General features: G+C 65.1%; 12 protein-coding genes. 1 reads left to right on the forward strand and 11 read right to left on the reverse strand.

All coding sequences use genetic code 11. The annotated features are described in order from the left end of the window. Positions 1-38 precede the first annotated feature (38 nt). The 4 genes from Q7T45_RS07685 to ggt form a co-directional block, all read right to left on the reverse strand. Positions 39-1,844, reverse strand: coding sequence for a methyl-accepting chemotaxis protein (locus Q7T45_RS07685; RefSeq protein WP_304869353.1), 1,806 nt, complete (start codon positions 1,842-1,844; stop codon positions 39-41). Between the two features lie 45 nt (positions 1,845-1,889). Further along, complete coding sequence (locus Q7T45_RS07690; protein WP_304869354.1) at positions 1,890-3,269, reverse strand: serine hydrolase; 1,380 nt, start codon at positions 3,267-3,269, stop codon at positions 1,890-1,892. A gap of 33 nt (positions 3,270-3,302) precedes the next feature. Then, positions 3,303-4,199, reverse strand: a complete 897-nt coding sequence (locus Q7T45_RS07695; RefSeq protein WP_304869355.1) for an NAD(P)-dependent oxidoreductase — start codon at positions 4,197-4,199, stop codon at positions 3,303-3,305. A 181-nt stretch (positions 4,200-4,380) separates the two neighbouring features. Further along, positions 4,381-6,129 carry a gamma-glutamyltransferase gene (gene ggt, locus Q7T45_RS07700; RefSeq protein WP_304869356.1) on the reverse strand — a complete coding sequence of 583 codons (1,749 nt, stop codon included), beginning with the start codon at positions 6,127-6,129 and terminating at the stop codon, positions 4,381-4,383. 123 nt (positions 6,130-6,252) lie between these two features. On the opposite strand from ggt, the gene Q7T45_RS07705 reads away from it, so the two are divergent. Then, a complete protein-coding gene (locus Q7T45_RS07705) occupies positions 6,253-7,638 on the forward strand; it encodes an MFS transporter (protein ID WP_304869357.1) in 1,386 nt (461 codons plus the stop codon). Positions 7,639-7,867: 229 nt separating this feature from the next. Here the strand turns inward: Q7T45_RS07705 and Q7T45_RS07710 are convergent, their stop codons facing one another. The 7 genes from Q7T45_RS07710 to Q7T45_RS07740 all read right to left on the reverse strand — a co-directional run. Next, positions 7,868-8,848 (reverse strand): PDR/VanB family oxidoreductase, encoded by a 981-nt coding sequence (locus tag Q7T45_RS07710; protein WP_304869358.1) that lies wholly within the window; start codon positions 8,846-8,848, stop codon positions 7,868-7,870. Between the two features lie 70 nt (positions 8,849-8,918). Further along, a complete protein-coding gene (locus Q7T45_RS07715) occupies positions 8,919-9,674 on the reverse strand; it encodes a GntR family transcriptional regulator (RefSeq protein ID WP_304869359.1) in 756 nt (251 codons plus the stop codon). A 4-nt stretch (positions 9,675-9,678) separates the two neighbouring features. Next, a complete protein-coding gene (locus Q7T45_RS07720) occupies positions 9,679-10,728 on the reverse strand; it encodes an aromatic ring-hydroxylating dioxygenase subunit alpha (protein ID WP_304869361.1) in 1,050 nt (349 codons plus the stop codon). A 307-nt stretch (positions 10,729-11,035) separates the two neighbouring features. Continuing rightward, positions 11,036-12,628 carry a bifunctional phosphoribosylaminoimidazolecarboxamide formyltransferase/IMP cyclohydrolase gene (gene purH, locus Q7T45_RS07725; protein ID WP_304869363.1) on the reverse strand — a complete coding sequence of 531 codons (1,593 nt, stop codon included), beginning with the start codon at positions 12,626-12,628 and terminating at the stop codon, positions 11,036-11,038. Positions 12,629-12,755: 127 nt separating this feature from the next. Continuing rightward, complete coding sequence (locus Q7T45_RS07730) at positions 12,756-13,070, reverse strand: HigA family addiction module antitoxin (RefSeq protein WP_304869365.1); 315 nt, start codon at positions 13,068-13,070, stop codon at positions 12,756-12,758. Between the two features lie 10 nt (positions 13,071-13,080). After that, positions 13,081-13,359 (reverse strand): type II toxin-antitoxin system RelE/ParE family toxin, encoded by a 279-nt coding sequence (locus tag Q7T45_RS07735; RefSeq protein WP_304869367.1) that lies wholly within the window; start codon positions 13,357-13,359, stop codon positions 13,081-13,083. Between the two features lie 58 nt (positions 13,360-13,417). Next, positions 13,418-13,694: heparinase II/III family protein (locus tag Q7T45_RS07740; RefSeq protein WP_304869369.1), on the reverse strand; the 277-nt coding region annotated here is incomplete at its 5' end.

Consider the following 13,694-nt stretch of genomic DNA (forward strand, 5'->3'; position numbering starts at 1 on the left):
GGGCTACGAAGTTGCTTCGCCCGCGCGCTCCCGGCTCGTTACGCGGCGCGGATCTTGTCGAGGAAGCCGTTGACGTTGGCCCGAAGCTTGTCGGCCTGACGGCTGAGATCGTCGGCCGCGGTGAGCACCTCGCCGGCCGCGGTGCCGGTCTCCTGCGCGGCCTCGTTCACCCCGGCGATATTGACAGCGACGCCACTGGTGCCTTGCGCCACCAGCTGGATGTTGTTGGAAATATCCCGCGTCGCGGCGCCCTGCTGCTCGACTGCTGCGGCAATCGCCGACGCGATTTCGTTCATCTGGCGGATGGTACCGCCAATCGCCTTGATCGCCTCGACCGCGTTGCCGGTCTCGCCCTGAATGGCGGCGATCTGCGTCGAGATATCCTCGGTCGCCTTGGCGGTTTGAGTGGCCAGCGCCTTGACCTCGCTCGCCACGACCGCAAAGCCCCGGCCAGCTTCTCCGGCCCGCGCGGCTTCGATGGTCGCGTTGAGCGCCAGCAGGTTGGTCTGCGAGGCGATGTTCTGAATCAGCGCGACCACGTCGCCGATCTTCTGCGCCGTGTCCGCCAGCCCCTGGATGGTGGCGTTGGTGCGTTCCGCCTCGACCACCGCCGTAGAGGCGAATTCGGCCGACTGCGTCACCTGACGCGAGATCTCGTTGGTGGAGGCGTGCAACTGCTCGGTCGCCGCCGCCACGGTCGACACATTGGACGACGTCTGGTCCGAGGTGGTGGTAACCGCGGTGGCTTGCCGGCTGGTTTCCTCGGCCGTGGCCGACATGCTGCCTGCTGTCGCGTGCATCTCCGTCGACGCGGCGGTCAGGGTGTCCAGTGCCTCGCAAACCTGCTCGTCAAAGACGGCGATGTAACCTTCGACGGCAAGCTGCCGCTTCTGCTTTTGCTCCTGCTGTTCGCGCTGCTCGGCCTCGAGGCGGCGCGCCGTGATCGCGTTCTCCTTGAACACCTGCAACGACCGCGCCAGCCCGCCGACCTCGTCGGCGCGATCGGCGCCGTCGACCAGGATGTCGAGATCGCCGTTGGCGAGCTTGGTCATCTCGCCCGTCATCGCGGCGAGCGGGCGGGAAATCTGATAGAGCGCGATCCAGCCGAGCACGCCGAAGGCGCAGACCAGCCCCGCAGCGGCGCCGATCACCAGCCACGCGCGGGTCTGCGCGGCCATGGCCACGCTGGCGTCGCGCGCCTCCCGCATTTTCTCCACGTTCATGGCGATCAGCTTGCTGACCGCACCGATGGCGACCTGGCGATGCTTGGCGGCGACTCCGCGCGAATGGTCAAAGGCTTCCTTCACCTTGCCCGCTAGCGCGAGTGCGAACACCTGGGCACTCGCTTCGCGCCGACCGATGACGGCGGTGCGGAAAGTCTCGATCAGAGCGCGCTGTTCCGCTTCCTGGGTGATGGCCTCAAATCGCTTGATGGCGTCAAGGGTGGCGGCAGTCGCCTTGTCGTAAAGCGCGATATGTCCCTTCGCCACCTTTTCCTCGTCGCTGAGGATCACGTTCTTTTCGCTGATGGCGGCATTATTGAAGGCGCTCTCGGCCTGAAGCGCGAGCTGCACCCGCGTGGCGTTGCCGTCCACCAGAGCCGCCGCGGTGTCTGACAATTGGGTCACCGCCAGCGAGGCATAAAGCACGATCCCGATCGATACGACCGCGACGATGGTCGCTGGGACCGCAATTTTGGCAATGATCGCAATATTGCGGAACCCAATCATGTCGTCTCTCCGATTAAGAAAGATTGACCAATACCGCGCAGATCTTAAGAACTTTGGAACGCTTGCGCCCCGTAGTATTACGGGATCGGGGTCAGGTGAGGCGAGCGCCAGCACCGGAGCCATGATGCGAGGCGCTGCGCCGGCTCATTCAACCCTGCATCACGGCCGCGTGGCTGATATCACTTCGCTGACCAGGCGACCGAGCCCCCTTATGTCGCCGGTGGGGTCGACGGAGTCGCCGAGCCGGACGATCACGAGGTTGTGCGATGGCAGGATGACGACGCGCTGGCCGAGATCGCCGGACGCAAAGAATGCGTCGTGCGGAATCCCGAGCCCGATGCGCCCTTTCGCGTTCGGGTGCTCGCTGCGATTGGTCCAGAAGCCTGCGGCGTAGTCCGAACCGGGTGAGGCGGCGATGCAAAAATCCACCCAGTCCTCGTGCAGGAGACGTTTGCCGCCGACCACGCCGTCATTGAGGTAGAGCAGGCCGAACCGCGCCCAGTCCCTGGCGCTCGCCAGCATCCAGTTCGATCCCTGCAGCGTGCCGACGCCGTCGAACTCCAGCGTCACGTGGCGCATTCCCAGCGGACTGAACAATTCGCGCCACGCGAAGGCCAGCGTCTGCTCGGGGCCACCGACGGCGTCGCGGACGATCCGGGCCAGCAACTGCGTGGTCGCGCTGGAATAATGCCATCGGGATCCCGGCGGCGCGATCAGTTTTGCCCTCACGGCAAAACCGGCCATGTCGTCATGCAAGGACATCTGGCTCGATGGATCGAAGCCGGAATTGGTTTCATCCAGCGCGAGGCCCGATGTCATGCGCATCAGATGCTCGACTTCGATCTCGCGTCGGGGGTCGGAAGCCGCCCGCCATTCCGGAATCGGCGCCGGCATCGACGGCGTGACTAGGCCTTGCTGGGTCAGTATCCCGATCAGGGCGTTGACCACGGACTTGGTCATGGAGAAGCCGAGCAGCGGCGTATCGACACTGACGCCGGCGGCATAGCGTTCGGCGATGACGCGGCCGTCATGCACCACGACCACCGCCTTGGTCCGCCGCAACGGCGGTGCGGCCGGTTCCTCGAAGGCATGGTCGAGTGCGGCCCTCAGGGCGGGATCGGATGGCTCGACCACGCGAGGTCCCGCGATCTCGGGAAGAAGCGGTGGCGTTTTCGGCACCTTCAGCGCCTGCAGATCGCTTCTCAGCAGATAGGGCGGATTCGATCCATGCAATTCGATGCAGCCCTGGCCTTCATGAAACGCCGCGCGGCTGCGGAAGAATCCAAAAGTCGAAGCTTCGACGGTTTTTGCGGTTGCATCGAGACGATAGCCGAGCAGATAGCGCAGCCGGCGGATACCGGCCCGATCGTTGCCCTCCTCAAACACCGTTTGCGGATCGAGGCCGGAGATGAAGACTTTGACGCAGAGGTTATGGGCGACGACGCCGGTGGCGACGCGAATGGCGCGATCGGGGCGAAAAATGACCGCCGCCGCCGCGGCGCCTGCCACCAGGAGCGCCGTGACGACTGCGCCGGCCATGAGTTTTCGCAGGACCACGCGTCCTCCCCCCGATCAGCGCCCCTTCTGCGCCTCGCCCACGGAAGGCAGCGCCCTCACGCTGACGCCGGGCGGCGGCAAATCGTCGTCGGGTACGAAGAAATCCGACATCAGGGGCACCGAAGGATCGACCCGGTAATGCTCGAAATCGCGCACGCCGCTTTCATAGAGCACCTTGTCGTCGATGCAGAACTGCCCGGTGAATTCGCGCGACGGTTTGGTAAAGATGACGTAGGCGGCATCGCCCATGATGTCAGGGGTGCGGCTGGCGCGCATCATGGCGTCGCCGCCGAGCAGATTTCCGACGGCCGCGGTGGCGATGGTGGTGCGCGGCCACAGCGCGTTGACGGCGACGCCGGCCGATTTCAGTTCACCGGCCAGACCCAGCACGCACATGCTCATGCCGAACTTCGCCATGGTGTAGGCGGTGGAATGCTCGAACCATTTCGTCTGCATGTCGAGCGGCGGCGACAGCATCAGGATGTGCGGGTTTTCCGCCTTCTTGAGATGCGGGATACAATATTTCGACACCATGAAGGTGCCGCGGGTGTTGATTCCCATCATCAGGTCGAACCGCTTCATGTCGGTGCCCTGCGAATTGGTCAGGCTGATGGCGCTCGCATTGTTGACGCAGATGTCGATGCCGCCGAATTCGGCGACCGTCTGGTCGATCGCCGCCATCACCTGGGCTTCCTCGCGGATATCGCACAGGATCGGCAGCGCCTTGCCGCCGGCGGCGCGGACCTCTTCGGCGGCGGTGTAGATGGTGCCCTTCAGTCTCGGATGCGGCTCCGCGGTCTTGGCGGCGATCGCGACATTGGCGCCGTCGCGCGCGGCGCGCAGCGCGATCGCAAGCCCAATGCCCCGGCTGCCGCCGGAGACGAACAGCGTCTTGCCCTTGAGTGACGTCATGTTTTTCTCCCCTGCCATGGTCTTTGCCAGCAGTGCTTGCGGCCCATCCTTCGAGACGGCCACTTTGTGGCCTCCTCAGGATGAGGTTTAGCTTGTTGAAACACAACAACCTCATGCTGAGGAGCGGCCTCTTGGCCGCGTCTCGAAGCATGGGCCGCAGGCACCGATGGTTTGATCAGCCCTATTGCCCCGCGGCTTCCGCGCCACGGGTACGCGGATCGGGGGCGCCGAGCAATCCGTTCGGCGTCACCGCGATCGAATTGGCCGAGGTCTGGCCTAGCGGCTCGATCACCTCGTGGCCCCTGGCCCGCAGCTCAGCCAGGGCGTCGTCGGCGAAACCCCGTTCGATCCGCACCACATCCGGCAGCCATTGGTGATGCAGGCGCGGCGCCGCCACGGCAGTTGCGACATCCATTTTGTAATCGAGCACGTTGACGATGACCTGCAGCACCGTCGAGATGATGCGGCTGCCGCCCGGCGAGCCCGTCACCAGCACTGGCTTGCCGTCTTTCAGCACGATGGTCGGCGACATCGACGACAGCGGCCGTTTGCCGGGTCCCGGCAAATTGGCTTCGAACCCGACCAGGCCAAAGGCATTGGAGGCGCCGGGCGCGGCGGTGAAGTCGTCGAGCTCGTTGTTGAGCAGCACGCCGGTGCCGTCGGCGATCAGGCCGACCCCATAGGGAAAATTCAGCGTATAGGTGTTGCTGACGGCGTTGCCGCGGCTGTCCACCACCGAATAATGCGTGGTGTTGCTGCTTTCGCGCGGTGGCGCCGGCGGCGTCGCCGACAGTGCATCGGTCCACGGCGTGGCGCGGTCGAGGTCGATGCTGGCGCGCTGTTGGGCAGCGTATTCCTTCGACATCAGCGTCGCCACCGGCGCGCTGATGAAATCGGGATCACCGAGATAGCGCGCCCGATCGGCATAGGCGCGCTTCATCGCCTCGATCATGACATGCAGCGAGGGCGCCGATCCCTGCTTCATGTCGCCAAGCGCAAACCCTTCCAGAATGTTCAGTGTCTCCAGCAGCACGACGCCACCCGACGATGGCGGCGGCATCGAGATGATCTCGTAACCGCGGTAGCTGCCGCGTACCGGCGCGCGGATCACCGGCTGATAGGATTTGAGGTCGTCAACCGTCATGATGCCGCCGGCGTTGCGAACCCCGGCCGCCAGTTTTTCCGCGACCATCCCATCGTAAAATCCGCGGGCTCCCTGCGTCGCGATGGCCGCGAGCGTCGCCGCCAGATCTGTCTGAACCAGGGTGTCGCCTTCCCGCAGCGAACTGCCGTCGGCGCGGGAAAATACCTTTGCCGAGGCCGGCCAGCGCGACAGCCGCCGCGCAATGCCGGGCAGCGTGTCGGCCATGTCGTCGGCAATGACAAAGCCGTCGCGCGCGAGCTCGATGGCCGGCTCAAGCAGATCCGCCAGCGTGAATTTTCCCGAGCCGTATTTCGTCAGCGCCAGCGCCAGGCCCGCGACAGTGCCGGGCACGCCGATGCTGAGCGCGGAATCGCGCGATTTCGCGATGTCGGGCTTGCCGTCGGCGCCGAGGAAGATGTCGCGCGTCGTCGCGGCAGGCGCGGTCTCGCGGTAGTCGATGGCGACGTCCTCGCCGTGCTCCGCCGAGTGGATGATCATGAAGCCGCCGCCGCCGATATTTCCCGCGCGCGGATAGGTGACGGCCAGCGCAAAGCCGGTCGCAACAGCGGCGTCGACCGCATTGCCGCCCTGCCGCAGGATATCGGCGCCTATTTGCGCGCCGATTTTCTCCTGCGCCACCACCATGCCGTGCTCGGCGGAAACGGCGTGAGCCGCGCCGGTGGGGATGTAGGCGCGGCGCTCCTGCGCGCCTGCGGGCACGCCCAATGCAACAACCAGTGCGATTGCGGCGAGGAATGTGCGCCGTTCGGCTGTGAACGAAACCATCAAACCATCCATTGTGGGCCGGGATCAGTGAAATGACGCGGTCTCTTTGCCGCCACGAATGCTATATGAGTTCCAATGCGGGGGGCAAAACGCCTCTTCGTGATTCGACAGAAGATTTTGAGCATGACAGTCGTTGCCTCGGATGCGCGCATTGCGGATACCAAGACCTATCCGCGACGCGCCGCCGTCGTCAGCTGGATATTCTTCGACTGGGCCGCGCAGCCTTATTTCACGCTGATCACCACCTTCGTGTTCGCGCCTTATTTCGTCACCCATGTGGCGTCCGATCCCGCCAGCGGGCAGGCGATGTGGGGCTTTGCCACCGCGGCGGCGGGGCTGGTGATCGCGCTATTGTCGCCGGTGCTGGGGGCGATCGCGGACGCCAGCGGCCGCCGCAAGCCGTGGATCGCTGTGTTCGGCGCGCTGCTGGTGATCGGATCCTCGCTGATGTGGTTCGGCAAGCCCGGCGATCCCAGCGTGATCCCGGCGCTGCTGCTGGCCTTTGGCATCGCGACCATTGGCGTCGAATTCGCGATGGTCTTCAATAATGCGATGATGCCGTCGCTGGTGCCGCCGGACAAGATCGGGCGATTGTCCGGTACCGGCTGGGCGACCGGCTATGTCGGCGGCATCATCAGCCTGATCCTGGTGCTCGGGTTTCTGGCGGCCAACCCCGCGACCGGACGGACGCTGTTCGGGTTCATGCCGCTGTTCGGTCTCGATCCGGTGTCGCACCAGGGCGATCGCATCACAGGTCCACTGACCGCGATCTGGTTCATCATCTTCGTGACGCCGATGTTCCTGCTGACGCCGGACTATCCGGCGAAGCTGCCGGTGCGCGACGCGTTGCGCGTGGGCCTGGCCGAACTGAAGGGAACGCTCGCCGAATTGCCGAAACGCAAGTCGATGGCGGCGTTCCTGCTCGCCAACATGATCTACACCGACGGGCTGGTGTCGCTGTTCGCATTCGGCGGCATCTACGCCGCCAGCACCTTCGGCTGGCACACCATCCAGATCGGCACCTTCGGGATCCTGCTCGCGATCGCCGGCACCTTTGGCGCGTGGCTCGGCGGCAAGCTCGACGATACGCTCGGACCGAAGCGGGTCATCGCCGGCAGTACGGTGGTCCTGCTGTTGTCGATCATCGCCATTCTGTCCGTCGACAGGGATTCGATCTTCCTGGTCAAGGTGGCGCCGCCGGTGCCCGGCGGCGCGCTGTTTTCCGGCGCCGCGGAGCGCGCCTATCTGGTGCTGGGCTGCCTGATCGGCATGGCCGGCGGCCCGCTGCAGGCGGCGTCGCGCTCGCTGCTGGTTCGCATGGCGCCGAAAGACCGCGTCGCGCAATATTTCGGACTGTTCGCGCTGACCGGAAAGGTGACGTCCTTTGTCGGCCCGCTACTGGTCGGCGCCATCACCGCCATCACCGCAAGCCAGAAGGCCGGCATGGCGGTGCTGGTGCTGTTCTTCGTCGCCGGCCTGGCGCTGCTGTCGCGGGTCAAGGAAGAATAGCGGCTAGTTTAGCGCTCAAGCATCTTCCACCTCTAATGCTTCATCCTTCGAGATGCAGATGCTTCGCGATGCTCTTCGCTCCCCTCCCTCCACGCGCTCTTGCGCGTGGCGGGGAGGGGTCGGGGGTGGGGGGCGCTTCCGCAAACTCGCTTGCAGAAGAATACGCCGATAGACCCCCCACCCCCGACCCCTCCCCACCGCTTCGCGGAGGGAGGGGAGAAGAAAAGCGCTAGCGGGCGTCGCTCCGGTAGTGCGTATTCACGGTAACGGCGCCGACGGCGCGCGACACGCAGGGGCAGATCTTGCCGTTGGCCTGCTTCTGGTGATCGCTGAAGAACACGTCGCGGTGATCGATCGCGCCGTCCACCGCGATGACGTCGATTGCGCAGACGCCGCATTCGCCGCGCTGGCAGTCCGACATCACCTCGAAGCCGGCCTCGCCCAGCGCATCCAGCATCGATTTGTTCTCGGGCACCAGGATCTCCTGGCCGGTGGCATCGATCCGGATCCGGAACGGCTCGGTCGGCAACAACCCGCTGGAGCCGAAGGTCTCGTAGCGCAAATCCTGGGGCGCGCGCCCAGCCGATGCCCAGCTGCGCTGTGCCGCATCGAGCAGCCGCATCGGGCCGCAGATCGCGGCCATGGCATCGGGCGGCAGGCGACCAAAGCTGTGGTCGAGGTCGATGCGCCGGCCTTCGTCGCCGGCGTGAACGATCAGGCGATCGCCTAGCAGGTCGGTGAGTTCATCGAGAAACGCGGCGTCGCGCCGCGATGTCACCGCGTAGTGCACCTCCACGTCGGCGTTGCGGCGCATCAGCGCGCCGGCGATGCCGACGATCGGGGTGATGCCGATGCCGCCGGCGATCAGGCACCAGGATTGTCGCGACCAGTCGATCTCGAACAGCGAGGCCGGGCTCGAAACATCGATCCGCGCGCCCGGCTGCAGCGACCACATATAGCGCGAGCCGCCGCGGCTGTCGGGCGCGCGCCGAACCGCGATACGGTAGCCGTCAGGGCCGGCGTCGCCGACCAGCGAATAGTTGCGTGTTTCCGGCCGTCCGTCGATCGATACGCCGACAGCGACATGGCTGCCGGGCGAATAATGTTCGATGGAGAACGGCTCGGGCCGCAGCACGAATTCGCGAATTGTTGATGTCACGTCGCGGATGGCGTGAACCGTGCATTTCGTCCATTTGCGTTCGAACCGCATGGCGTAGACTCTCTATTTTGACGCGTTTTCTTGACGCGAACCGGTGCCCACTTCGCTTGAAAACGCTTTGCTATTCGCTGACGGGCGAACGGATCAGCGCCAGTGCCGGCAGCAGATCCAGATGGGTCCGGTTGCGCAGCGCCAGCCGCAGGTTTCGCGCGGCGAGCCGCGCATGCTCGCGCATCACGGCCTCCGCCCTCGCCCCTTCGCGATTCTCGATGGCGTCGACCACGATGCGGTGATGGTCCTGCGCGATGATGAGGGTCTGATGCGCTTCCGGCAGCGCCGATTGCGCCATGACGAAGCCGCTAGGAGAAGCGAACGGCAGAGCGGAGGCGCGGTCGATCTGCCGGATCAGCGGCGCGCTGCGGGACAATTCCGTGAGCAGGGCATGAAAGCGGGCGTTCATGGTGACGTAGGCGGAGAACGCCTCCACCGAGACCGCGTCGCGCGCCACCAGTTCGTCCAGCTCCGCGAGGCTTTGCTTCAGCGGTTCGAGGTCGCGCGCGCTCACCCCGCGCTCGGCGGCGAAGCGTGCTGCCAGGCCTTCGAGCACCCCGCGCAGCTCGATGGAATCGAGGATGTCGCGCTCGGTGAAGGCTTTCACCATGAAGCCGCCGGAGGGAATCGCCTCCAGCAGGCCCTCCTCCTCGAGCCGGACCAGCGCCATGCGCACCGGCGTTCGCGACACGCCGGTGGTTTCCACCGCTCCCAATTCCGAAATTCGCTCGCCGGGCCGCAAGCGGCCGGACAGGATCAGGTCGCGCAGCGCGAGCTGGGCGCGCACCGTGTGCGATACCGCGCGGTCGGGGTCGCGTTCGTTCATCGCTTCACTCCGCCGCCTGCAGCGTCGCCGGCGGATTTTCGCGCGCGATCATGCGGTCGATCATGCGCCGCGCCCACATCGCGCCGGCGTCGATGTTGAGATTGTAGAACACGCGCTCGGGATTGGCGTCGATGGCGCGCTGCTGGGCTTCGAGGATGATTTCATCCTCGCGGAAGATGCCGGCGACGCCTTCGCGGATTTCGGTGGTGAGCCGCTGTTCGCTCCGGCGATAATTGCGCGCGAAGGCCCAGAAGTAGTGACATGTCGTTTCGGTTTCCGGCGTCATGGTATTGAGCACGTAGCCGTTGACGCCTTGCGAGCGGTCGCCTTCCGGCGCGCCGGTGCCTGCGGGCGCGACCCCGACGTCGATGTTGACGGTGCCGGGCGCCTGGAAGTGAATGATCTGCCAGCGATCGACCGGTCCCGGTTTTTGCAGCTGTCCGGCCCAGAACGGCGGCGCCTCGATGCCGCGCATCCAGCGCGTCACGGTCACGGTGGTGTCGCCATGGGTGACGTCGAACGGCGCCTCGGCGACGGCGTCGTTGCCGATGCTGCCGCCATGCACGAAGGTCTCGTGCGTCAGGTCCATCAGATTGTCGACCACCAGCCGGTAATCGCATTTGACGTGAATGGTCTTGCCGTCGCCGGCCCAGGCCGGATCGTCGTTCCAGTGCATGTCCGGCACCAGCGCAGGGTCCGCCAAGGCGGGATCGCCCATCCAGAGCCAGACGAAGCGGTGGCGCTCGACCACGGGATAGGCCCGCACGCAGGCCGACGGATTGATAGTCTCCTGCGACGGCATGAAGGTGCAGCGGCCGGACGCATTGAATTTCAGGCCGTGATAGCCGCAGACCACGCTGTCGCCTTCGAGACGCCCCTTGGACAGCGGCACCAGCCGATGCCAGCAGGCGTCTTCCAGCGCGCTCACCTGCCCGTCGGCTTGCCGGTACATCACGACCTGCTTGCCGCAAATGGTCCGCGGAAACAGCGCGCGCTTGATATCGGCGTCCCAGGCGGCGGCGTACCAGGCATTTTGGGGAAAGGATGCGGCCATGACGGTTTGCTCGGCGTTGAATGGATGCCGACTGTATACATTAAATTTGGATTCTGCGAAATATCGGGTCTAATTAAGGTTATATAATACCTTTATGTATACAGTATTGAATGGGCGGGCGGAAGATCGAAGGCAGCGGCGGCTGTCGTCCGCCCCCCTGAGGTGCGAGCCCTTTGCGAGCCTCGAAGGGCGACGGACCGCTGCGATCGTTATCCGGCCCATCCTTCGAGGCTCGGCGCAAGAGCGCCTCGCACCTCCAGCGATGAGCGCAATTGCGCTCACGCGGGGGATGACGTCTCGCGAATCCCTAATGCCGGAAATGCCGGATGCCGGTGAACACCATGGCGATGCCGGCATCGTCGGCGGCCTTGATGACCTCATCATCGCGGATCGATCCGCCCGGCTGGATCACCGCGGTGGCGCCGGCCTCGATCGCGACCAATAGCCCGTCGGCGAACGGAAAGAACGCGTCCGACGCCACCACCGAGCCCTTGGTCATCGGCGCGGCCAGTTTCAATTCATCGGCGGCATCCTGCGCCTTGCGCGCCGCGATCCGCGCGGAATCCACCCGGCTCATCTGGCCGGCGCCGATGCCGACGGTGGCGAGATCCTTGGCATAGACGATGGTGTTGGACTTGACGTGCTTGGCGACGCGAAACGCGAATTTCAGATCGCGCATTTCGGCGTCGGTCGGCGCGCGCCGGGTCGCGACCTTCAGCGTCATGCCGTCGACCACGGCGTTGTCGCGGCTCTGCACCAGCAATCCGCCGGCAACGGTTTTCGCGGTCAGGCCCACCGTGCGCGGATCGGGCAGCGCGCCCGCCAGCAACAACCGCAGGTTCTTCTTGGTGGCGACGATGGCGATGGCCTCTTCCGTGGCATCCGGCGCGATAATCACTTCGGTGAAGATCTCGGTGATGGCGCGCGCGGCGTCGGCGTCCAGCGTGCGGTTCAATGCGACGATGCCGCCGAAGGCCGAGGTCGAATCGCAGGCCAGGGCCTTGCGGTAGGCACTGACGAGATCGGCGCCCTCGGCGACGCCGCAGGGATTGGCATGCTTGACGATGACGACGGCCGCAGTGCGCTTGGCATCGAATTCGCCGAGGCATTCATAGGCGGCATCGGTGTCGTTGAGGTTGTTGTACGACAGCTCCTTGCCCTGCAGCTGCCGCGCGGTGGCGACGCCGGGACGCTTGTCGGGGGTGCGGTAGAACGCGGCGGTCTGGTGCGGGTTCTCGCCGTAGCGCAACGCCTGGATCAGGCGGCCGCCGACGGCGCGGAAATCCGGCGCGTCGGTCTTGAGTTCGGCCGCGAACCAGTTCGAGATCGCCGCATCATAGGCGGCGGTGCGGGCATAGGCCTTTGCCGCGAGCCGGCGGCGCAAGGTCAGCGAGGTCGCACCCTGGTTGGCGGCGAGTTCGTCGAGCACCGCCTGATAATCCTGCGCTTCGACCACGACGGCGACGTCGTCGTGATTCTTCGCCGCGGCGCGGATCATCGCGGGGCCGCCGATGTCGATGTTCTCGATGCACTCCTCATAGCCCGCGCCCTTGTCGACGGTGGCCTCGAACGGATAGAGGTTGACCACCAGCAGGTCGATCGGCGCGATGCCGTGCGCCTTCATCGCTTCGGCATGTTCGGCATTGTCGCGGATCGCCAGCAATCCGCCATGCACTTTCGGGTGCAGCGTCTTGACCCGGCCGTCCATCATTTCCGGAAAACCGGTCAGCTCCGAAACGTCCTTCACGGTCAAGCCGGCCGCGGCAATCGCCTTCGCCGTGCCGCCGGTGGAGACCAGCTCGATGCCGTGCCCGGCGAGTGCGCGGGCAAATTCGATCAGCCCGGTCTTGTCGGAAACGGACAATAAAGCGCGGGTTACGCGGCGCGGATGGTCGGTCATGGGGGAGTATCCTGGCTGGTAAGGCCGCCCGGTAGCACGGTTTTGGCAGCCGCGAAACCGCTAGCCGCGGTGTGGATCTGCGTTGACCACAAGGAGTAATGAGCCCGGGCCAAGTGGCCCCGGAGCGTTAGGCGGCTTTTGCCTTGATGGTCGGGATGTGACGGACGTCCTCGGTTCGCTCCGCATGCCAGGTATCGTAGGCGGCCTGCATCCGCGTCCAGATTCCCGCGCCGTCGCCGAAAAGCTTGCCGAGCCGAACTGCAATGGCGGGGGATACCGGCTTTCTTTCCTGCAGGATGTCGTAAAGATGTTGCCGCGAAACCCCGAGCAATCCCGCAATGTCGGCCTTGGTCCGCCCGGTAGCCGGAATGATGTCATCCCGGAGCAGTGCGCCCGGATGAGTAGGGCAGCGGTTCTTGCCGCGCTTTGCCGCATAGACCATGCTCGCTCCTCTAGTGGTATTGCTCATAATCGACGCGGCAGGCTTCACCATCCTCGAATTCGAAGGTGATGCACCATGGTCCATTAACATGGACCGAATATCGCTTCGGATCGAATCCATGCAACGAATGGAAGTCGAAGCCCGGAACATTCATCTCTTCGGGTCGGACGGCGACGTCGAGCCGATCGAGCCTTGCGAAAATGCGTTTATGCATCTTCGCATCGATCTTCGAACTCTTGCCCTTCGCCCAAAGCTCCGAAAGGGCTTTGCTCTTAAAGTTTCGGATCACGAGCCAACGTAAGCAATCAGCTTACATCCGTCAAGAGACACGCCACCGAAGCGCGTCTTCACAGCGGCAATTCCGGCTCGCGGCGCGCGTTGCGCCGTGCCGTGGTGGCCGACGCCGACGTGGTCGATCTGACAAAACTCCAGCGGATCGAGGCGGCGTGCCGGGATTCCTGCCGGATTACGATCTGCGCGGTGCGGCGGGGGCCGTCATTGCCGGCCAGGAACACGCTGTCCTCCAGTTCGACCTTGTCGTCGAGCGCCTCGAAGGTCCAGACGTCGCGGTTCGGCAGCACCAGCATGACGCCGCGCGCGTCGGACAACCGGCTCGCCTTGACC

Origin of the sequence: Bradyrhizobium sp., assembly GCF_030646015.1 — a bacterium.
Taxonomy (GTDB): domain Bacteria; phylum Pseudomonadota; class Alphaproteobacteria; order Rhizobiales; family Xanthobacteraceae; genus Bradyrhizobium.